The 20,493-nt window shown below is 60.7% G+C and carries 19 protein-coding genes; 16 read left to right on the top strand and 3 right to left on the bottom strand.

Going from position 1 to position 20,493, the window contains the following annotated elements:
- Positions 1-290: 290 nt before the first annotated feature.
- Positions 291-806 carry a DUF2062 domain-containing protein gene (locus PMI18_RS08170; protein WP_007904060.1) on the bottom strand — a complete coding sequence of 172 codons (516 nt, stop codon included), beginning with the start codon at positions 804-806 and terminating at the stop codon, positions 291-293.
- Between the two features lie 136 nt (positions 807-942).
- Here PMI18_RS08170 and PMI18_RS08175 point away from each other — a divergent pair, with 136 nt between their 5' ends.
- The 12 genes from PMI18_RS08175 (at position 943) to PMI18_RS08230 (ending at position 12,397) form a co-directional block, all read left to right on the top strand.
- Positions 943-3,177: a DNA internalization-related competence protein ComEC/Rec2 gene (locus PMI18_RS08175; RefSeq protein WP_007904058.1), complete on the top strand. Its 2,235-nt coding sequence runs from the start codon at positions 943-945 to the stop codon at positions 3,175-3,177.
- A 97-nt stretch (positions 3,178-3,274) separates the two neighbouring features.
- Entirely contained in the window at positions 3,275-3,910 is a 636-nt protein-coding gene (locus tag PMI18_RS08180) for a MotA/TolQ/ExbB proton channel family protein (RefSeq protein ID WP_007904057.1), read from the top strand.
- Entirely contained in the window at positions 3,907-4,335 is a 429-nt protein-coding gene (locus PMI18_RS08185; protein WP_007904055.1) for an ExbD/TolR family protein, read from the top strand. Before PMI18_RS08180 ends, PMI18_RS08185 begins: the two co-directional genes overlap by 4 nt.
- Positions 4,335-5,345, top strand: coding sequence for a tetraacyldisaccharide 4'-kinase (gene lpxK, locus PMI18_RS08190; protein WP_007904053.1), 1,011 nt, complete (start codon positions 4,335-4,337; stop codon positions 5,343-5,345). Before PMI18_RS08185 ends, lpxK begins: the two co-directional genes overlap by 1 nt.
- A gap of 25 nt (positions 5,346-5,370) precedes the next feature.
- Complete coding sequence (locus PMI18_RS08195) at positions 5,371-5,556, top strand: Trm112 family protein (protein WP_003174668.1); 186 nt, start codon at positions 5,371-5,373, stop codon at positions 5,554-5,556.
- Positions 5,553-6,317, top strand: a complete 765-nt coding sequence (kdsB, locus tag PMI18_RS08200; RefSeq protein ID WP_007904043.1) for a 3-deoxy-manno-octulosonate cytidylyltransferase — start codon at positions 5,553-5,555, stop codon at positions 6,315-6,317. The genes PMI18_RS08195 and kdsB overlap by 4 nt, the downstream gene beginning before the upstream one ends.
- On the top strand, positions 6,317-6,781 hold the full coding sequence (locus PMI18_RS08205; RefSeq protein WP_007904041.1) for a low molecular weight protein-tyrosine-phosphatase: 465 nt from the start codon (positions 6,317-6,319) through the stop codon (positions 6,779-6,781). Before kdsB ends, PMI18_RS08205 begins: the two co-directional genes overlap by 1 nt.
- A complete protein-coding gene (gene murB, locus PMI18_RS08210; protein WP_007904040.1) occupies positions 6,778-7,797 on the top strand; it encodes a UDP-N-acetylmuramate dehydrogenase in 1,020 nt (339 codons plus the stop codon). Before PMI18_RS08205 ends, murB begins: the two co-directional genes overlap by 4 nt.
- A 235-nt stretch (positions 7,798-8,032) precedes the next feature.
- A complete protein-coding gene (locus tag PMI18_RS08215) occupies positions 8,033-8,506 on the top strand; it encodes a (2Fe-2S)-binding protein (RefSeq protein ID WP_033036741.1) in 474 nt (157 codons plus the stop codon).
- Positions 8,503-10,824 carry a xanthine dehydrogenase family protein molybdopterin-binding subunit gene (locus PMI18_RS08220; protein ID WP_007904038.1) on the top strand — a complete coding sequence of 774 codons (2,322 nt, stop codon included), beginning with the start codon at positions 8,503-8,505 and terminating at the stop codon, positions 10,822-10,824. Before PMI18_RS08215 ends, PMI18_RS08220 begins: the two co-directional genes overlap by 4 nt.
- A complete protein-coding gene (locus PMI18_RS08225) occupies positions 10,824-11,807 on the top strand; it encodes an XdhC family protein (protein WP_007904033.1) in 984 nt (327 codons plus the stop codon). Before PMI18_RS08220 ends, PMI18_RS08225 begins: the two co-directional genes overlap by 1 nt.
- Positions 11,804-12,397, top strand: coding sequence for a nucleotidyltransferase family protein (locus PMI18_RS08230; RefSeq protein ID WP_007904032.1), 594 nt, complete (start codon positions 11,804-11,806; stop codon positions 12,395-12,397). The genes PMI18_RS08225 and PMI18_RS08230 overlap by 4 nt, the downstream gene beginning before the upstream one ends.
- A gap of 157 nt (positions 12,398-12,554) precedes the next feature.
- On the opposite strand, the gene rne is transcribed toward PMI18_RS08230, so the two are convergent.
- Positions 12,555-15,737 carry a ribonuclease E gene (gene rne / locus PMI18_RS08235; RefSeq protein WP_007904028.1) on the bottom strand — a complete coding sequence of 1,061 codons (3,183 nt, stop codon included), beginning with the start codon at positions 15,735-15,737 and terminating at the stop codon, positions 12,555-12,557.
- A gap of 701 nt (positions 15,738-16,438) precedes the next feature.
- On the opposite strand from rne, the gene rluC reads away from it, so the two are divergent.
- From rluC to sppA, 3 genes are read left to right on the top strand one after another with little or no spacing between them, the layout of a single operon-like run.
- Entirely contained in the window at positions 16,439-17,401 is a 963-nt protein-coding gene (gene rluC, locus PMI18_RS08240; protein WP_007904017.1) for a 23S rRNA pseudouridine(955/2504/2580) synthase RluC, read from the top strand.
- A complete protein-coding gene (locus PMI18_RS08245; RefSeq protein WP_007904016.1) occupies positions 17,388-18,050 on the top strand; it encodes an HAD-IA family hydrolase in 663 nt (220 codons plus the stop codon). The genes rluC and PMI18_RS08245 overlap by 14 nt, the downstream gene beginning before the upstream one ends.
- 26 nt (positions 18,051-18,076) lie before the next feature.
- On the top strand, positions 18,077-19,066 hold the full coding sequence (sppA, locus tag PMI18_RS08250; protein WP_007904015.1) for a signal peptide peptidase SppA: 990 nt from the start codon (positions 18,077-18,079) through the stop codon (positions 19,064-19,066).
- Positions 19,067-19,278: 212 nt separating this feature from the next.
- Here the strand turns inward: sppA and PMI18_RS08255 are convergent, their stop codons facing one another.
- The gene (locus tag PMI18_RS08255; RefSeq protein ID WP_007904014.1) at positions 19,279-19,857 is read right to left on the bottom strand and encodes a Maf family protein; all 579 of its coding nucleotides are present in this window, start codon (positions 19,855-19,857) and stop codon (positions 19,279-19,281) included.
- Between the two features lie 104 nt (positions 19,858-19,961).
- Here PMI18_RS08255 and PMI18_RS08260 point away from each other — a divergent pair, with 104 nt between their 5' ends.
- The gene (locus tag PMI18_RS08260) at positions 19,962-20,489 is read left to right on the top strand and encodes a YceD family protein (RefSeq protein WP_004371317.1); all 528 of its coding nucleotides are present in this window, start codon (positions 19,962-19,964) and stop codon (positions 20,487-20,489) included.
- Positions 20,490-20,493 lie beyond the last annotated feature (4 nt).

Here is a 20,493-nt window from a genome sequence, read left to right as displayed (position 1 = left end):
GCAGAAGCGCTTTGGTTACTTTCGCGCTTTTCGAAAGTGACTCGCTGTAAAAGCGAAACCGCCAGCCGACGCTACCGCAGAAACGGATATGTAAACAATCAAAGACCCCAGTCGACTATCAGGCCGCCTTCGCGGGCAAGCCTCGCTCCTACAAGAGCGTGCAATAACCACCAGCGGCCGTGACCGCAGAAACGGATATGTACGCAACCAAAGAGCCGACGTCACCGCGACAATGGATATGTCCCCGACCAATAAAAAACGGCCTCCCAAGCGGAGGCCGTTTTACATTCTCACATTCGACTTTTCTTACGCCGCTTCCACTGCCGCCCAACCCACCAGCGCCAATACATCATCACCAGGCAATAGGCGAGGGCACCCAGCGTCAACCCCGTCACCACCGAACCAAGCAAGAACGGTTGCCACAGGCTCGAGAGTTCGCCACTGATCCATTCCCAGGTCAACTCATCCGGCAGGCTGCGGGCGGGAACATCCATCAGCCAGGCACCAGTCTGGTAAGTACAGAAGAACACCGCCGGCATGGTAATCGGGTTGGTCAGCCAGACCAGGCTGACGGCAATCGGCATATTGCCGCGCACCACAATGGCAAGGATGGCCGCCAACAGCATCTGCAACGGGACGGGCAGGAACGCCGCGAACAGACCGACCGCCATAGCCCGTGCGACGGAGTGGCGATTGAGGTGCCAGAGGTTCGGATCATGCAGCAGGGTGCCGAGAAAGCGTAAGGATTTGTGTTCCCTGATGCTGGTCGGGTCTGGCATGTAACGTTTGAATAAGCGCCGGGGCATAAGGCTTCTCGGTCGGTTCAGGCGGCAAGTATGTCTGGATTCTACGAGCCGCCCATTCAGACTTTGTGACAATTGATAACGACAGACGTGCGGCGCACCGGCTAAGCCTAGGGAGGGGACTCTCAAGGACGGGCTTATGCGCACAGGGATGATGGCGCTGGCGTTGGGTCTGCTGGCCCTGCGTTTTTTACCGGTATTACCGCCGGCGGGGCTTTGGTTGTTGTTGCCGGTAGTGGGTTTGATGTTGTTGCCGTTTCGCACCTTTCCCCTGGCATTTTTTCTGTTCGGTTTCAGTTGGTCGGGTGCGAATGCACAGTGGGCGCTGAATGATCGCCTGGCGCTGAATCTCGATGGCGAGACTCGCTGGGTCGAAGGTCGTGTGACCGGGTTACCGCAGCAGGCTGAGGGCGTGGTGCGTTTCGAACTGACGGACAGTCAGTCGCGTCGCACCAGACTGCCCCGGCACCTGCGCCTGGCCTGGTATGGCGGGCCGCCCGTCAACAGCGGCGAGTATTGGCGGCTGGCCGTCAAATTGAAGCGTCCTGTCGGGTTGCTCAACCCGCATGCGTTCGATTACGACGCCTGGTTACTGGCCCGGCACATCGGCGCCACGGGGACCGTCAAAGATGGCCAGCGACTGATGGAAGCACAGTGGGCCTGGCGTGACGGCATCCGTCAGCGTTTGCAGGCCGTGGATGCTCAAGGGCGAACGGGTGCGCTGACGGCATTAGTGCTGGGGGATGGCGCCGGATTGAGTCGTGAGGACTGGCAGGTGCTGCAAGACACCGGCACCGTGCATCTGTTGGTGATTTCCGGGCAGCACATTGGTTTGCTGGCGGGAGTGGTGTATCTGCTGATTGCCGGGTTGGCGCGTTATGGCTTATGGCCTAAGCGCTTGCCGTGGCTGCCATGGGCATGCGGACTGGCGTTCGCGGCGGCGCTAGGTTATGGGCTGCTGGCCGGCTTCGAGGTGCCGGTGCGGCGGGCCTGCCTGATGATCGGTCTGGTGCTGCTGTGGCGACTACGGTTTCGTCACCTCGGCGCATGGTGGCCGCTATTGCTGGCGCTTGACGGTGTTTTGCTGCTGGACCCGCTGGCGAGCCTGCAACCGGGTTTCTGGTTATCCTTTGCGGCGGTCGCGGTGCTGATTTTCACTTTTGGCGGCCGATTGGGGGCATGGCGCTGGTGGCAAACCTGGACCCGCGCTCAATGGCTGATCGCGATCGGTCTATGCCCACTGCTGTTGGTGCTGGGGTTGCCGATCAGTCTCAGCGGGCCGCTGGCCAATTTACTGGCGGTGCCCTGGGTCAGCCTGGTAGTCCTGCCGCCGGCTTTGCTTGGGACGATGTTGTTGCCCGTTCCTTATGTGGGCGAAGGATTGCTCTGGTTGGCCGGCGGTCTGATCGATCTTTTGTTCAAGGCGTTGGCGTTGATCGCCGGGCAGTTGCCCGCGTGGGTGCCGGTGGCGGTCCCGTTGTGGGTATGGGCGCTCGGCACGCTGGGGGCTTTTCTGCTGTTATTGCCGCGAGGCGTGCCGTTGCGCCCGTTGGGCTGGCCGATGTTGCTGTTGCTGGTTTTTCCGCCCCGGCACACGTTGCCTGAAGGCATGGCCGAGGTCTGGCAGCTGGATGTCGGTCAGGGTTTGGCAATCCTGGTGCGTACCCGCCATCACACCTTGCTGTATGACGCCGGGCCACGGTTCGGCGATATCGATCTGGGTGAGCGGGTGGTGTTGCCGTCATTGCGCAAACTGGGTGTGAACGGGCTCGATCTGATGCTGATCAGCCATGCCGACGCCGATCACGCCGGCGGTGCGCGAGCAATTGCCAATGGAATACCGGTGAAGCAAATACTGAGCGGCGATCACCAGGCCCTGCCAGACGAACTGCACGCCGAGAGCTGCGAGAGCGGTCGGCAATGGGCCTGGGACGGTGTGAAGTTTCAGCTGTGGCAGTGGCCGTCTGCCATAGACAGCAATCAGAAGTCCTGTGTGCTGCAGATCGAAGCCAATGGCGAGCGGTTGCTGCTGACTGGCGATATCGATAGCGCGGCCGAGCGGGCGCTGCTCGACGGTCCATTGGCGGTACCGACGGATTGGTTGCAGGCCCCGCACCATGGCAGTCGCAGTTCATCTTCGATGGCGTTGCTCAGCGCATTGCAACCCAACGCGGTGCTGATCTCCCGTGGCAACGGCAATTCTTTCGGCCATCCCCATCCCACGGTCGTGGCGCGGTATCAAAAACGCGGTGTGGCGATCTACGACAGCGCCGAGCAAGGTGCCATTCGTCTGCAACTGGGGCGCTTCAAGCCGCCGTGGACGATGCTTCAAGAACGGCGCTTCTGGCGCGATCCGCCACCATCCAGCCAGTAACCCGAACTGTCGAAGCCCGACCGGATGCGACATCGCGGTCTTCGGTGCGTCCACCCCCTATGTTAGAGTGGCGCACTTTTTCGAGGGGACTGTCACTGTGTGGGAATTGGTCAAATCCGGCGGCTGGATGATGCTGCCGATCATTCTGAGTTCCATCGCGGCCATGGCGATCGTTGCCGAGCGTCTCTGGACCCTGCGTGCCAGCCGCGTGACCCCGGAGCACCTGCTCGGGCAGGTCTGGGTCTGGATCAAGGACAAACAACTCAATAAAGAAAAACTCAAGGAACTGCGTGCCAACTCTCCGTTGGGCGAGATCCTGGCCGCCGGTCTGGCGAACTCCAGGCATGGTCGCGAGATCATGAAAGAGTGCATCGAAGAGGCCGCTGCGCGGGTGATTCACGAGCTCGAACGCTACATCAATGCCCTCGGCACCATTGCTGCCATGGCCCCGTTGCTGGGTCTGCTGGGTACGGTGCTGGGCATGATCGATATTTTCAGTGCATTCATGGGCACGGGCATGGGCACCAACGCCTCGGTGCTGGCCGGTGGTATTTCCAAAGCGCTGATCACCACCGCTGCGGGCCTGATGGTCGGCATCCCGGCCGTGTTCTTCCACCGCTTTCTGCAACGCCGGATCGATGAACTGGTGGTGGGCATGGAGCAGGAAGCGATCAAGCTGGTCGAGGTTATACAGGGCGACCGCGACGTGGACCTGGCTGAGGGCAAAGCGTGAAATTCCGTCGTAAACCACGGGAAACGATAGACATCAACCTCGCGTCGCTGATTGACGTGGTGTTTATCCTGCTGCTGTTTTTCGTTGTGACCACCACATTTACTCGTGAAACCCAGTTGCGCGTCGACCTGCCGGAAGCGGTCAGCGGTTCCCCGGCCGAAGACCAACAGGCCAAGCAACTGGACATCGCTATCAGCGCTGAAGGGGTGTTCTCGGTCAACAACCAGTTGTTGCCCAAGAATGACCTGACCAGCCTGATGGAAGCGCTCCAGAAAGAATCCAACGGCGATACCAACCTGCCGCTGTCCATCAGCGCCGATGGCAAGACCCCCCATCAGTCCGTCATCACCGCGATGGACGCTGCCGGCAAGCTCGGTTTCAGTCACTTGCGCATGACCACAGTCGAGGCGGCGCCGGCGTCCTGATGGCCATGTCCGATCGATTGCTCGCTGCGTGGTACGAAGGTCACCCGGCGTTGAAGCTGTTGCAGCCTCTGGAATGGCTGTATCGACGCGTGGTCACCGGCAAGCGCAAACGCTTTTTGGCGGGCGAGGGGGAGATCTACCAACCGCTGGTGCCCCTGATCGTGGTCGGCAACATCACGGTGGGCGGCACCGGCAAGACGCCGCTGATTCTATGGATGATTGAGCATTGCCAGCGCAGCGGTTTGCGAGTTGGCGTCGTCAGCCGTGGTTACGGCGCCAAACCTGCGCAATTGCCGTGGCGGGTCGAGGCGGATCAAGGCGCGGACGTGGCGGGCGATGAGCCATTGCTGATCGTCCAGCGCACCGGCGTGCCGCTGATGATCGATCCGGACCGTAGCCGCGCAGTCAAAGCCTTGCTGGCGAGCGAGCCGCTGGACCTGATCCTCTCCGACGACGGCATGCAGCATTATCGGCTGGCCCGGCATCTGGAACTGGTGCTGATCGATGCCGCCCGGGGGCTGGGCAACCAGCGTTGCCTGCCGGCCGGGCCGTTGCGCGAACCGATCGAGCGTCTGCAAAGCGTCGATGCGGTGCTTTACAACGGTGCCACGGCCGACCGCATCGACGGTTTTGCCTTCCAGCTGCAACCCACGGCACTGGTCAACCTGCAAAGCGGCGAACGCCGGCCCCTGGACCACTTCCCCTCAGGCCAGGCTATTCACGCCGTTGCCGGGATCGGCAATCCCCAGCGTTTCTTCACGACCCTCGAAACGCTACACTGGCGGCCAGTGCCGCATGCATTTGCCGACCACGCCGAGTACAGCGTGCAGGCCTTGAATTTCACACCGTCATTGCCAGTGGTGATGACGGAAAAGGACGCGGTGAAGTGCCGTGCCTTCGCCGCCGCCGATTGGTGGTACCTGGCGGTCGATGCTGTGCCATCGCCGGCCTTCGTGGCCTGGTTCGATACACAGCTGATACGCCTGTTGCCGGCTCGTCTTTTGCCTTAACTCCGTTTCTCTCCAGGGAATGTTCATGGACACCAAATTGCTCGATATTCTCGCTTGCCCGATCTGCAAAGGTCCGCTGAAGCTCAGCGCCGACAAAACCGAGCTGATCAGCAAGGGCGCTGGCCTCGCATACCCGATTCGCGACGGTATCCCGGTGATGCTCGAAAGCGAAGCGCGCACCCTGACCACCGACGAGCGTCTGGATAAATGACCACAGCCTTTACCGTTGTCATTCCATCGCGCTATGCCTCCACCCGTCTGCCGGGCAAACCCCTGCTGCTGATCGCCGGCAAGCCGATGATCCAGCACGTTTGGGAACAAGCGAGCAAAAGCAGTGCCCAGCGCGTGGTCGTTGCCACTGACGATGCGCGCATTGTCGAGGCCTGCAAAAGCTTTGGTGCCGACGTGGTGCTGACGCGCGAAGACCATAATTCCGGCACCGACCGTCTGGCCGAAGTCGCGGCGAAATTGGGCCTGGCCCCGGACGCCATTGTGGTCAACGTTCAGGGTGACGAGCCGTTGATTCCGCCGAGCGTGATCGATCAGGTCGCCGCCAACCTGGCCGTCCACACCGAAGCGCGCATGGCCACCCTGGCCGAGCCGATCGAAGACGTGGAAACCCTGTTCAACCCCAACGTGGTCAAGGTGGTCAGCGACCTCAATGGCCTGGCGCTGACGTTCAGTCGTGCCACTTTGCCGTGGGCTCGCGACGCGTTCGCCAAGAGCCGCGAGCAATTGCCGGAAGGCGTGCCGTATCGCCGCCACATCGGCATTTATGCCTATCGCGCCGGTTTCCTGCAGGACTTCGTCACCTGGGGCCCGTGCTGGCTGGAAAACACCGAAGCGTTGGAGCAACTGCGGGCGCTCTGGCACGGTGTGCGGATTCACGTCGCCGATGCGCTGATCGCACCGCCTACCGGTGTCGATACCATTGAAGACCTCGAGCGCGTTCGTCGCTTGCTGGAGGCCTGATGCGGGTTCTGTTCGTCTGCCTGGGCAACATCTGCCGTTCGCCCACGGCCGAAGGCGTATTGCGGCACAAACTGCGTGAGGCGGGGCTGGCCGATCAAGTCGAAGTGGCCTCCGCCGGCACCGGTGACTGGCACGTCGGCAAGCCCCCGGACAAGCGCAGCCAGGCCGCGGCGAAACTGCGCGGCTACGACCTGTCCGCCCAGCGCGCTCAGCAAGTGACCCGTGCCGATTTCGCCACCTACGACCTGATTCTGGCGATGGACAACAGCAACCTGCGCCACCTCAAGGCCCTGCAACCGGCCAAGGGCAAGGCCGAACTGGACCTGTTCCTGCGTCGCTATCAGTCGGAAATCGATGAAGTGCCGGACCCTTATCACGACAGCGACCAGGGCTTCGAGCTGGTACTGGACCTGATAGAGCGCGCCAGCGATTTGCTGGTGATCGAATTGAAGGGCCGGTTATGAGTTTGCAGCTTCAACCCCAGGTTTCGCTCAAGCCGTACAACAGCTTTGGTGTGGACGTTCAGGCCCGGCTGTTTGCCGAAGCCCATAGCGATGCTGACGTGCGCGAAGCCCTGGCCTATGGGGTGGAACATGATGTGCCCGTGCTGGTGATCGGCGGCGGCAGCAATTTGCTGCTGACTGCTGATGTGCAGGCGCTGGTACTGCGCATGGCCACACGCGGGATTCGCATTCTCAGTGATGACGGCAGCAAGGTCGTGATTGAAGCCGAGGCCGGCGAGCCTTGGCATCCGTTTGTGCAGCACACCTTGGCGCAAGGGCTGTCGGGGCTGGAAAACCTCAGCTTGATCCCCGGCACTGTCGGCGCGGCACCGATGCAGAACATCGGCGCTTACGGCGTCGAAATCAAAGACGTGTTTGCCGGCCTGACGGCCCTCGATCGCCAGACCGGCGAGCTGCGCGACTTCTCGCTGGCCGAGTGCAACTTCGCCTACCGTGACAGCCTGTTCAAACAGGAGCCGGGGCGGTGGTTGATCCTGCGCGTTCGTTTTGCCCTGGATCACGCCGCACACCTGCATCTGGAGTACGGCCCGGTGCGTCAGCGCCTGACTGAACAGGGCATCGATCACCCGACTGCCACCGATGTCAGCCAGGCCATTTGCAGCATTCGCAACGAAAAGCTCCCGGACCCGGCGGTGCTCGGCAATGCCGGCAGCTTCTTCAAGAACCCCTTGGTGCCGGCGACATTAGTGGCGCAACTCAAGGAGCAATACCCGGAGCTGGTGGCCTACGCGCAACCCAACGGGCAAATGAAACTGGCGGCGGGATGGTTGATCGAACGGGCCGGCTGGAAAGGCTTTCGCGACGGTGATGCCGGTGTGCATAAATTACAGGCGCTGGTGCTGGTCAACTACGGCACCGCAACGGGCCTGCAATTGCTGAACCTGGCGCAGCGTATTCAGAAAGATATTTCGGAGCGTTTCAAGGTCGATCTGGAAATGGAACCCAATCAGTATTGAGGCTACCCTTTCAGGCTGATTCCAAAGCCCTGCACATCTTCAAATGTGCAGGGCTTTTTTGTTAATGCTCAGTTAACTTAGCCACCTAACGATGCAAGCATTTGCTCCACCAAAGGCCCGATGCAGACGTTGTCGTCCGCGTAAGAGAGCCCATTAGCCTGAGTCGATCTGCGTGAAGGAACCCACGCGGCAGATTGCTCGACCCCATAACCTCTATAACTATGCGGGCGTGCCCATGAATACTCTGATTCTCAACGGTCAACCTTACAAAATGGATGTAGCGGACGAGATGCCACTGCTGTGGGCCATTCGCGATGTGGCGGGCGGCCATCCCGGCACGAAATTCGGCTGCGGCATGGGTCTGTGCGGCGCCTGTACGATTCATGTCGACGGCCAGCCCGCGCGGGCGTGCATCACGCCCATCAGTTCCGTGACCGGGCAAAATGTCACTACCATCGATGAGCTGCACAACGACCCGGTTGGCAAAGTCGTCCAGCAAGCCTGGCTCGACAGCGCCGTGGCCCAGTGCGGTTACTGCCAGGGCGGGCAGATCATGTCGGCCACGGCGTTGCTGAAAACCAATCCGAACCCCAGCGACGAGCAGATTGAAGAGGCGATGGTCGGTAACATTTGCCGTTGCGGTACTTATAACCGGATCAAGATCGCGATCCGCCAGGCCTCCACTCACCTGAAGGAGGCCAAGGCATGAGCCGGTTACCGAATGATTTTGCGCTAAGCAACCTCAGCCGCCGTGGTTTCCTCAAAGGTGTGGGCGCCACCAGTGCCCTGGTGCTGGCAGCCAGTTGGGGTTGGCAGGACGCGCTCGCCGCCGAAAAAGACAAGAAGTTCGGCGCAGACGGCATGCCCAACGGCTGGATCGACGACCCCAAGGTTTATGTCAGCATCGCCGCCGATGGCAGCGTGACCGTGGTCTGCAACCGCTCGGAAATGGGCCAGGGCGTACGCACCAGCCTGACCATGGTCGTGGCCGATGAGCTGGACGCCGACTGGGCGCTGGTCAAAGTGCAACAGGCACCGGGCGACGAAGTGCGTTTCGGCAATCAGGACACCGACGGTTCACGCAGCATGCGTCACTGGTACGAGCCAATGCGCCGTTGCGGGGCTGCCGCGCGAACCATGCTTGAGCAAGCCGCCGCCGCGCAGTGGAAAGTGCCGGTCAGCGAGTGCCGTGCGCAACTGCATAAAGTCATTCACCAACCGACCGGTCGTGAACTGGGCTACGGCGCATTGGCCGCTGCTGCCGGTGCACTGGCGGTGCCGGCTCGCGACAGCCTGCGGCTCAAGCAGCCATCGGAATTCCGTTACATCGGCAAGGAAGGCACCAAGGCCATCGACGGTGCGGACATCGTCAACGGCCGGGCGGTCTACGGCGCCGATGTGCATTTCGACGGCATGCTATTCGCCACCATCGCGCGTCCAGCGGTCTACGGTGGCAAGGTCAAATCCTTCGATGCCAGCGCCGCGATGAAAGTCCCGGGCGTGATCAAGGTCCTGCAAGTCGAAAGCCGTCCATTGCCGTCCGAGTTTCAGCCTCTGGGCGGCGTGGCCGTGGTGGCCAGCAATACCTGGGCGGCGATCAAGGGCCGCGAAGCGCTGAAAATCGAATGGGATGACGGCCCCAACGCCAGTTACGACTCGATCGCCTACCGCAAGGAACTCGAAGCAGCGTCCCTCAAACCCGGCAAAGTGGTGCGCAATACCGGCAGCATCGACCAGGCCATGAGCAGCGCCGACAGCACCCTCGAAGCCTCTTACTACCTGCCGCACCTGGCGCAATCGCCGATGGAACCGATGGTCGCCATCGCTCGTTTCAAGGATGGCGTGTGCGAAGCCTGGGCCCCAAGCCAGGCCCCGCAAGTCAGCCGCGAACGGATTGGCGAACGCTTGGGCATTCCATTCGATAACGTCACGTTCAACGTCACCTTGCTCGGCGGCGGTTTCGGTCGCAAATCCAAGCCAGACTTCGTCGTTGAAGCGGCGATCCTGGCCAAGGAGTTCCCGGGTAAGGCTGTGCGGGTGCAATGGACCCGTGAAGACGACATCCACAACTCCTATTTCCACACCGTGTCTGCTGAATACCTGAAAGCCAGCCTGAACAAGGACGGCCTGCCGTCCGGCTGGCTGCACCGCACGGTGGCGCCGAGTATCACCGCACTGTTCGCGTCGGGCATGAACCATGAGGCGGCTTTCGAACTGGGCATGGGCTTTACCAACATGGCTTACGCGATCCCCAACGTGCGCCTGGAAAACCCTGAAGCGACAGTCCATACCCGGGTCGGCTGGTATCGCTCGGTGTCGAACATTCCCCATGGCTTTGCGATTCAGAGCTTTGTCGATGAACTGGCCCACAAGGCTGGCCAGGATCCGCTCAAGTATCAGATCAAGTTGCTCGGCCCGGACCGTCAGATCGATCCGCGCACCTTGAGTGAAGAGTGGAACTACGGCGAATCTCCCGAGCGTTATCCAATCGACACTGCACGGATGCGCACCGTACTGGAAACCGCCGCCAAAGCGGCCGGTTGGGGGCGTGAGTTGCCCAAGGGTCGAGGTCTGGGCTTGGCGGTGCACTATAGTTTTGTCACTTATGTGGCGGCGGTGATCGAGGTGGAAGTCAAAGACGATGGCACGCTGATCGTGCACAAGGCAGACATCGCCGTGGATTGCGGCCCGCAGATTAACCCTGAGCGGATTCGCTCGCAGTTCGAAGGTGCCTGCGTGATGGGCCTGGGCAACGCGGTGCTGGGGGAGATCAGCTTCAAAGACGGCAAGGTTCAGCAGGACAACTTCCACATGTACGAGGTAGCGCGCATGTCCCTGGCGCCGAAAGAAGTCGCCGTGCACCTGGTTACGCCACCGGGCGATGTGCCGTTGGGCGGAGTCGGTGAGCCGGGCGTGCCGCCGATTGCGCCAGCGCTGTGCAACGCGATCTTCGCCGCCACCGGCAAGCGCATCCGTAACCTGCCGGTGCGCTATCAGTTGCAAGGCTGGCAGAAGGCGCAAGCCTGATGGACAGCGTCGATCTGAACGTCCTGCGCAGCGTGCTGCAATGGCGCCGCGCCGGTCAAGGGGTGATGCTGTACAGCGTGGTCCAGACCTGGGGCACCGCACCCCGGGCACCTGGAGCCATGCTGGCCTTGCGTGAAGACGGCGTGGTGATTGGCTCGGTGTCCGGTGGCTGTGTCGAGGATGACCTGATTGCCCGGCTGCACGATGGCCGTATTCCGGCCGATGGGCCGCCGGTGCAATTGATTACCTATGGCGTCACCCGTGAGGAGGCCGCGCGGTTTGGTTTGCCGTGCGGCGGCACGTTGCGTCTGACCGAGGAGCGCGTCGGCGATCCGGCGTGGGTTGCCGAATTGCTGACGCGCTGCGAGGCCCATGAAATCGTTGCGCGTGAGTTGAACCTGGCGACCGGTGAAGTGATTCTGCAGCCAGCGAGCAAGACCGACGCGCTGGTGTTTGACGGGCAGACCTTGCGCGCCATTTATGGTCCGCGTTGGCGGCTGTTGCTGATCGGCGCCGGCCAACTGTCGCGCTACGTTGCCGAGATGGCGCGGCTGCTGGATTTCGAAGTGCTGATCTGCGACCCGCGCACTGAGTTCGTCTATGGCTGGGAAGAGCAACACGGTCGCTTTGTCTCGGGCATGCCCGACGAAGCGGTGCTGACCATCCAGACCGACGAACGTACCGCCATTGTCGCGCTGACCCACGATCCGCGCCTGGATGACATGGCGCTGCTCACGGCGCTGGACTCCAAGGCGTTTTATGTCGGTGCGCTGGGTTCGCGGATCAATAGCCAGAAGCGCCGGGACAACCTGGCTCAGCTAGGCTTGTCACAACAGGCCATCGAGCGCTTGCACGGCCCGATCGGTTTGCACATCGGCAGCCATACACCGGCGGAAATCGCCTTGTCGCTGCTGGCCGAAATTGTGGCGATCAAGAACGGCATCGAGCTGAAACAGAAGAGGCCGTTGCAGGAGGGCGTATGAGCGACTCCATCGGCGTCATCATCCTGGCCGCCGGGCAGGGCAGTCGGTTTCGACAGGTGGCGGGAGACGACAAGGACAAGCTGCTAGTGGACTGCACCGCTCGTGACGGCGTCACCGTGCATTCGGTGATCGAGCAGGTGCTGGTGAATCTGCCGGCCGCGCTTGAGAAGCGCGTACTGGTGACCACCGCGGATCGCCCGCAAGTGATTCGCATGGCTCAGGCCTATGGCTGCGAGATTGTGCGGGTCGAGTCGACCGGTCTGGGCGACAGCATTGCGGCGGGTGTGGCGGCGTGCTCGCAACTCGGTGGCTGGCTGATCATGCTGGGGGACATGCCGTTTATCCTGCCGTCCAGCATTGAGCGGGTTGTCGCGAATATTGCCAATGATGCGATCAGCGTGCCGGTGCATGAGGGGCAATATGGGCATCCGGTGGGGTTCGGGCGAAGCTTTGGTCCAGGGTTGATGGCGTTGACCGGTGATCACGGCGCCAAGTCGCTGTTTGCGCAGGCAAGGGTGGTCGAGGTGGCGGTGGAGGATCCGGGGGTGTTGTGGGATGTGGATGTGCCTGCTGCATTAGCATTTGCCTGACACACCGTCTTCGCGGGCAAGCCTCGCTCCTACACGGATCGGCGCAATACCTGTAGGAGCGAGGCTTGCCCGCGAAGGCGTCGGCTCAAACACCGCAAATTCACATAAAAAAGCCCCGCCTGGATCACCAAGCGGGGCTTTTTAGTGGCCGATGGAATCAGGCGAGGGGTTTAGGCTCGTGCTCTTTTTCCTGGGCTTGCTCGTGTTGCTCTACCGCTTCCTGAACGGAGCGCGGTGCTTCGTCGATCGCGGATTCAACCGGTTCGGCAGCGACTTCAGCGGCCGGGGCAGGGGCTGCCTCGATAACTTCAGCAACAACCGGGGCTGGCTCGGCAGCGACCGGAGCAGCAGCGGCAGCCAGCTCGGCTTCCTTCTGCAGGCGCTCGGCTTCACGCTTGCGACGACGTACTTCACGCGGGTCATTCGGCGCACGGCCACTTGGGGTCAGGGCGCTGACAGGGGCGGCTTCAACCACCGGTTCGGCAACCACAGGCGCTTCAACCACCGGAGCAGGCTCGGCAGCTGTGACCACTGGCTCGGAGACCAAGGCTTCAGCAACCGGGGCTTCAGCGACTGGCGCTGGAGCTTCGACCGCTACAGGTGGCTCGGCAACCCAGTTGAACGTGGTTTGTTCTTCGCGAACTTCACGTACCGGTTCAGCCGGCGCTTCAACCACAGGCTCGGTAGCAGCCACTGGTTCAGCGACGACGGCCGGCTCAGCGGCAGCTTCAACTTCAGTTTGTGCTTCACGAACCGGTGCTACTTCGATTTCCGGAGCAGCGGTGACTTCTACTGGTGTGGTCGCTTCAACCACTGGAGCTTCAACCGGAGCGGTTTCCAGAGTGGCGGCAGTGGCGCGTTCAGCTTGCTCGTTGGCTTGTGCTTCAGCAGGCGCGCTGATCACGGAGCTGGCAACGGCTGCGGTAACAGCCAGGCCGGCGGCCAGATCGGCAGCGCTTGGCGCTTCGGCGTTTTCAGCCGATTCGGACTCTTCCGAACCTTCGATCACGTTGCCGTTGGCATCGCGTTGACGCTCGCGACGGTTGCTGCGACGACGCTGACCACGGGAGCGGCGGCGTGGACGATCGCCTTCGGCGCCTTCCTGACCGTCTTCCTGCAGTTGCTCTTCGTTGGTGGTCAACTCTTCTTCAGCAACGGCAGCAACGGCAGCAGCGGCTTGCTCGGTACGTGGCTGACGTTCTTCACGCGGTGGGCGTGGAGCGCGTTCTTCACGTGGCTGACGGGCTGGACGTTCTTCAGCGCTGGCCGCGGCGGCCGGAGCGGCATCCAGAGGCTCGCGCAATTCACGAACCGGACGTTCTTCACGCTCGCCACGTGGCTTGCGATCTTCACGCGGGGCGCGCGGTGCACGTTCTTCGCGAGGGGCGCGTGGTGCACGCTCTTCACGTGGAGCGCGTTCCTGGGCAACTGCTGGAGCTTCTTCACGGGTTTCGCGTGGTGCGCGTTCTTCACGCGGTGCACGTTCCTCACGAGGCTTGCGCTCTTCATCGCGGCGACCGTTACGGTTGCGGCTCTGCTGACGGCCGTTGCGGCGCTCTTCGTTGCGAGCAGGACGTTCGGCGGCTGGCTTTTCAACCACCACCGGCGCAGCAGGCTCTTCCTTGGTGGCGAACAGGCTGACCAGCGACTTCACCAGGCCTTTGAACAGGCTTGGCTCTGGGGCGACGGCCGGAGCAGCCACTGGCGCAGCGGCGACTTCGGTCGGAACCGGAGCGTTGGCGCGGGCTGGAGCTGTCTTGACCGCGGCTTCCTGGCGAACCAGAGTGCGGGTCGCGGCGGCTGGCTGGACTTCTTCGACTTCGGCAGCGGCAGCGGCGATTTCGTAGCTGGACTGGCCGACTGCGGCTTCCGGGCTGTCATCGCGCAGACGCTGAACTTCGAAGTGCGGCGTTTCGAGGTGATCGTTCGGCAGAATGACGATGCGGGCACGGGTGCGCAGTTCGATCTTGGTGATCGAGTTGCGTTTTTCGTTGAGCAGGAAAGCTGCAACCGGAATTGGCACTTGTGCGCGAACTTCGGCGGTGCGGTCTTTCAGGGCTTCTTCTTCGATCAGGCGCAGGATCGCCAGCGACAGCGATTCAACATCTCGGATGATGCCGGTGCCGTTGCAACGCGGGCAGACGATGCCGCTGCTTTCGCCAAGCGATGGACGCAGGCGCTGACGGGACATTTCCAGCAGGCCGAAGCGCGAGATACGACCGACTTGCACGCGAGCGCGGTCGGCTTCCAGGCATTCGCGGACTTTCTCTTCCACGGCGCGCTGGTTCTTGGCAGGGGTCATGTCGATGAAGTCGATGACGATCAGGCCGCCGATGTCGCGCAAGCGCAACTGACGGGCGATTTCTTCGGCAGCTTCAAGGTTGGTCTGCAGTGCGGTTTCTTCGATGTCGCTGCCTTTGGTGGCGCGCGCCGAGTTGATGTCGATGGACACCAGGGCTTCGGTCGGATCGATAACGATGGAGCCGCCGGAAGGCAGTTCGACGACGCGCTGGAAGGCGGTTTCGATCTGGCTTTCGATCTGGAAACGGTTGAACAGCGGAACGCTGTCTTCGTACAGTTTGATTTTGCTGGCGTACTGCGGCATCACCTGGCGAATGAAGGTCAGGGCTTCGTCCTGGGCTTCAACGCTGTCGATCAGCACTTCGCCGATGTCCTGGCGCAGGTAATCGCGGATGGCGCGGATGATCACGTTGCTTTCCTGGTAGATCAGGAACGGCGCGGAACGATCCAGCGAAGCTTCTTTGATGGCGGTCCAGAGTTGCAGCAGGTAATCGAGGTCCCACTGCATTTCTTCGCTGCTGCGGCCAAGGCCGGCAGTGCGAACGATCAGACCCATGTCGGCCGGGGCAACCAGGCCGTTCAGGGCTTCACGCAGTTCGTTGCGCTCTTCACCTTCGATGCGACGGGAAATACCGCCGGCACGCGGGTTGTTCGGCATCAGTACCAGGTAACGACCGGCCAGGCTGATGAAGGTGGTCAGGGCGGCGCCCTTGTTGCCACGTTCTTCTTTTTCGACCTGAACGATGACTTCCTGGCCTTCGCTCAGGACGTCCTTGATATTGACGCGGCCTTCAGGGGCTTTCTTGAAGTATTCGCGGGAGATTTCTTTGAGGGGCAGGAAGCCGTGGCGCTCAGAGCCGAAATCGACAAAGGCAGCCTCAAGGCTTGGTTCGATGCGAGTAATCCGGCCTTTATAGATGTTGGCCTTCTTCTGCTCGCGTGCACCGGATTCGATGTCCAGGTCGTAGAGGCGCTGGCCATCTACCAGTGCAACACGCAACTCTTCGGGTTGAGTTGCGTTAATCAGCATTCTTTTCATGTAGTACCGTCGGTTTCCGGGCTGCCGGAAACGGCGTTCGGCACACACGACTTCTCACGGTCGGTGTCAGGTGCGTCAGGAGTGGTTGGACACTCCAGTGTCTAGCGAACCCCGACCAATTGGGCCGGTGTTGCGACGTACGCGTCCTGCTTGCTGTGGCTACTTAAGCACTCAGTCAGGAGGAGGAATCAACCGGCGGCTGTGGACGAGATGAAGCGTCTTGATAAAGCCTATTGCTACACAGTCCAGCGGTTGTGCATCTCCACCCTACACGTATCCCTGATAATTCGGGTGCTGCCGCGCGCAGAATCCGCAGCGGGTTGGCATTTACCGTGAGCTCCGAAAGGGGGAGGTCACGCATCATGGCTAATTTAGGCGGTGTTTCCGAAGCGTTCGCTCGGGGTCGTTCGCAGCTGACTGCACTTTGTGAACTGGCCGTGAATATTTGCTCGGAAGGCGAGTGAAAACTCTGCTTTGCGGCATGATTCAGGCCTTATGTCACCTGCGCTCGTTACAACTGCAAACTCTGCCGTTACGTAGCGAAAGCCCCGTAGGACGGCCTCTCGTCCTCGTGAATTGCGTTGGTCAGGGCCGGTTTTTGACCGTTAGTCCGCTGTCCAGGCCACTTTTGGCGGCGTTCGCGACTATAGCAGCAATGATTAAGTGCTTCAATTCCATAAAAAATTGTTATCATCGGCGCCATGACGACTACTGCCCCCTCGACCCCAGCCGTACAACTGCTGGAGGTCTCGCCGGAATATGCCGGCCAACGTATTGATAACTTCCTCCTCGCTCGGCTCAAAGGCGTGCCCAAGACCTTGATTTACCGCATTTTGCGCAAGGGCGAAGTGCGGGTGAACAAAGGTCGGATCAAGCCCGAATACAAGCTGCAGGCGGGCGATATCGTGCGCGTGCCGCCGGTTCGCGTGCCTGAGCGCGACGAACCTGTGCCGCTGGCCCAAGGTCTGCTGCAGCGGCTCGAGGCCGCGATTGTCTATGAAGACAAGGCGCTGATCGTGGTCAACAAGCCTTGCGGCATTGCGGTTCATGGTGGCAGTGGCTTGACCTACGGCGTGATCGAAGCCTTTCGTCAGTTGCGTCCGGATTGCAAGGAGCTCGAACTGGTTCATCGTCTCGATCGTGATACCTCCGGCCTGCTGATGATTGCCAAAAAGCGCAGCATGTTGCGCCACTTGCACACGGCATTGCGTGGCGATGGCGTCGATAAGCGCTATATGGCGCTGGTGCGTGGCAACTGGGCGGCCTCGATCAAGCAAGTCCGTGCGTCGCTGGGCAAGAGCAATCTGCGCTCCGGCGAGCGCATGGTCGAGGTGGACGAGGAGGAGGGCAAGGAATCTGTGACCGTGTTCAAGGTGCTGCGTCGCTTTGGCGACTTTGCCACGATGGTCGAGGCCAAGCCGATCACGGGTCGCACTCACCAGATTCGCGTCCATACTCTGCATGCGGGCCATTGCATCGCTGGTGATACCAAGTACGGCGATGAGGGTTTCAGCAAAGAGATTCGTGATCTCGGCGGCAAGCGCCTGTTTCTGCATGCCTACATGCTGACTGTGCCGCTGCCTGATGGTGGTGAGCTCAAGTTGCAGGCGCCGGTCGACGAGATGTGGGCCAAAACCGTGGAGCGCTTGAGTGCACCCTACTGATTACAAGCTGCTGATTTTCGATTGGGACGGCACGCTGGCTGACTCCATCGGTCGGATTGTCGAGGCGATGCATGTCGCGTCCGAGCGGTCCGGTTTTCAGTTGCGTGATGATTTTGCCGTCAAAGGCATTATCGGTCTGGGCTTGCCGGAAGCGATCCGCACCCTGTACCCCGAGATTGGCGACACCGAGCTGATAGCATTCCGTCAGCACTATGCGGATCACTACATTGCGGCGGAGGCCGTGCCTTCCCCGCTGTTTGAGGGCGTTGTCGAGTCTCTCGAAGCATTTCGTGTCGAGGGGTATCATCTGGCAGTAGCGACCGGCAAGGCTCGTCGTGGGCTGGACCGGGTGCTGAAGTCTCACGGCTGGGAAGATTATTTCGATATCACCCGTGCTGCTGACGAAACTGCCAGCAAACCCCATCCGCTGATGCTTGAGCAGATTCTCGCCCATTGCGAGGTTCGCCCGGAGCAAGCGCTGATGGTTGGCGATTCGTCGTTCGACCTGCAGATGGCGCGCAATGCGGGCATGGATTCGGTGGCGGTCAGCTATGGCGCTCAATCGATCGACGCCTTGAAGCTATTTGAGCCGAGACTGGCCATTGATCGTTTTTCAGAGTTGCACGCCTGGCTGAATCAGCGGGTTTAATTGGTTTTTTTGCTGGGGTACATGGCATGACCGACGAATGGAAAGCGCCCGCCAAGGCGAGTGCGGAAAGCGGTGACGAGAAAAGCTGGAAGCTGTTGGAAAAAACCTTGCTGGCAGGGGTGCAGGAACAGCGCCGGTCCCGTCGCTGGGGAATATTCTTCAAGTCGCTGACTTTTTTGTACCTGCTGGGCGCGTTGATTCTGTTGTCGCCATTGGTAGGCATGGAGAAAGGCGCGAGCCTCGGCTCTGGCTACACGGCGCTGATCGATGTGACAGGTATGATTGCCGACAAAGAGCCGGCCAGTGCCGATAATATCGTCGGCAGCCTGCGTGCAGCCTTTGAGGACAAGAAGGTCAAGGGTGTGATTCTGCGGATCAACAGCCCTGGCGGCAGTCCGGTGCAGTCGGGTTATGTCTACGACGAAATCCGTCGTTTGCGCGGCTTGAATCCAGATACCAAGGTTTATGCGGTGATCTCGGACCTGGGTGCTTCCGGTGCTTATTACATCGCTAGCGCCGCGGATCAGATCTACGCCGACAAGGCGAGCCTGGTGGGTTCCATCGGTGTGACGGCGGCCGGTTACGGTTTTGTCGGGACCATGGAGAAGTTGGGCGTCGAGCGTCGTACCTACACCTCTGGCGAGCACAAATCATTCCTCGATCCGTTCCAGCCGCAGAAGCCTGCGGAAACACAGTTCTGGCAGAGCGTGCTCGATACCACTCATCAGCAGTTCATCAGCAGCGTCAAGAAGGGGCGTGGTGATCGCCTGAAGGACAAAGAGCATCCGGAGTTGTTCTCCGGGCTGGTCTGGTCGGGTGAGCAAGCGCTGTCGTTGGGCTTGATCGATGGTCTGGGTAATGCAAGTTCGGTTGCGCGTGATGTGATCGGCGAGAAAGAGTTGGTGGATTTCACTGTTGAGGAATCGCCATTCGATCGTTTCTCGAAAAAGCTTGGCGCCAGCGTGGCTGAGCATTTGGCAATGTGGATGGGCTTTCAGGGGCCAGCATTGCGCTGATCATCTGGCTGCATGAACAAACCGGCCCGAGTGGCCGGTTTTTTGTGCAAATGCGGTCTCTGTAGCAGCTGGCGAAGCCTGCGTTCGAGTGCGCAGCGCTCGCAAATCCGGAGCGCGCGGTTTGTCTGAAAGGTCGTGGTGAATGGTTTAACGAGCGCTGCGCACTCGAGCGCGCAGGCTTGGGCGAGTCCATTCAATTACAGGGATGCGCTTCAGGGGATTTGCACACCTTCAGCCAACAGCATATCGATCAGGCGAATCAGCGGCAGGCCGATCAGGCTGGTGGCGTCAGGGCCTTCGGTGCTTTGAAACAGGCTCACCCCTAAACCTTCGGCTTTGAAGCTGCCAGCGCAGTCGTAGGGCTGTTCGGCGCGCAGGTAGCGCTCGATGCGTGCTGCGTCGAGTGTGCGCATGTGTACGGTAAAGGGCACGCAGTCGACCTGGCAGTGGCCGGTCTGACTGTTGAGCAGTGCCAGGCCGGTCAGGAAGGTCACGCTGGCGCCGCTGGATGCCAGCAGTTGTTCACGGGCCTTTTCGAAGGTGTGAGGTTTGCCGATAATCCGCTCGCCGAGTACGGCGACCTGATCCGAGCCGATGATCAGGTGGGCTGGATGACTGCCTGCAAGTGCGCGGGCTTTTTCTTCGGCGAGGCGCTTTACCAGTTCGACGGCTGACTCGTCCGGACGATGGCTTTCGTCAATATCCGGCGAGCTGCACGTGAACGGCAGCTGCAAGCGGGCCAGCAATTCCCGGCGATAGGCCGAGCTTGAAGCAAGTAATAAAGGCAGCATGCGCATCTCCAAAGGGCAGGGGCGAATTCTAGCGCAGGCTCAAGTGACAGGCAGGGCTGAATTTCCTTTGACATGGCTGGGGGCATCCCTATAATGCTGCGCCTATGTTGAATGACCCGATTCCACCTCACGTTGACCCGCGCAAATTGGCTGACCGTGGCACCACCCTTCAAGGTGAACTGCTGCTGGCCGATTTGGAGAGACTCTGCGACCCGCTTTCCGATACTGTCGGTACGGTGCAGGCTAAATTCGTTTTTGAACGAGATGAACGTAAATCTGTGGTAATTCACAGCTTTATCGACACCGAAGTCAAAATGGTTTGCCAGCGTTGTCTTGAGCTGGTCACCCTGCCGATCCATAGCGAATGCAGTTATGCTGTGGTGAAGGAGGGTGCGAATACCCAGTCGTTGCCGAAAGGTTATGACGTGCTGGAACTGGGCGAAGATCCTTTGGATCTGCAGTCACTGATCGAGGAGGAGCTTCTGCTCGCCTTGCCCATTGTGCCTGCTCATCATCCGGAAGAATGCCAGCAGCCGGCGGGTCTCGATGAGCCCGAACCGAGCGAGGACGAGGTAACGCGGTCCAACCCGTTCAGTGTATTGGCGCAGTTAAAGCGTGACCCAAACGTTTAGGAGT

Source organism: Pseudomonas sp. GM102, assembly GCF_000282555.1.
GTDB lineage: Bacteria > Pseudomonadota > Gammaproteobacteria > Pseudomonadales > Pseudomonadaceae > Aquipseudomonas.
This window is presented reverse-complemented; position numbering and strand designations above follow the sequence as displayed.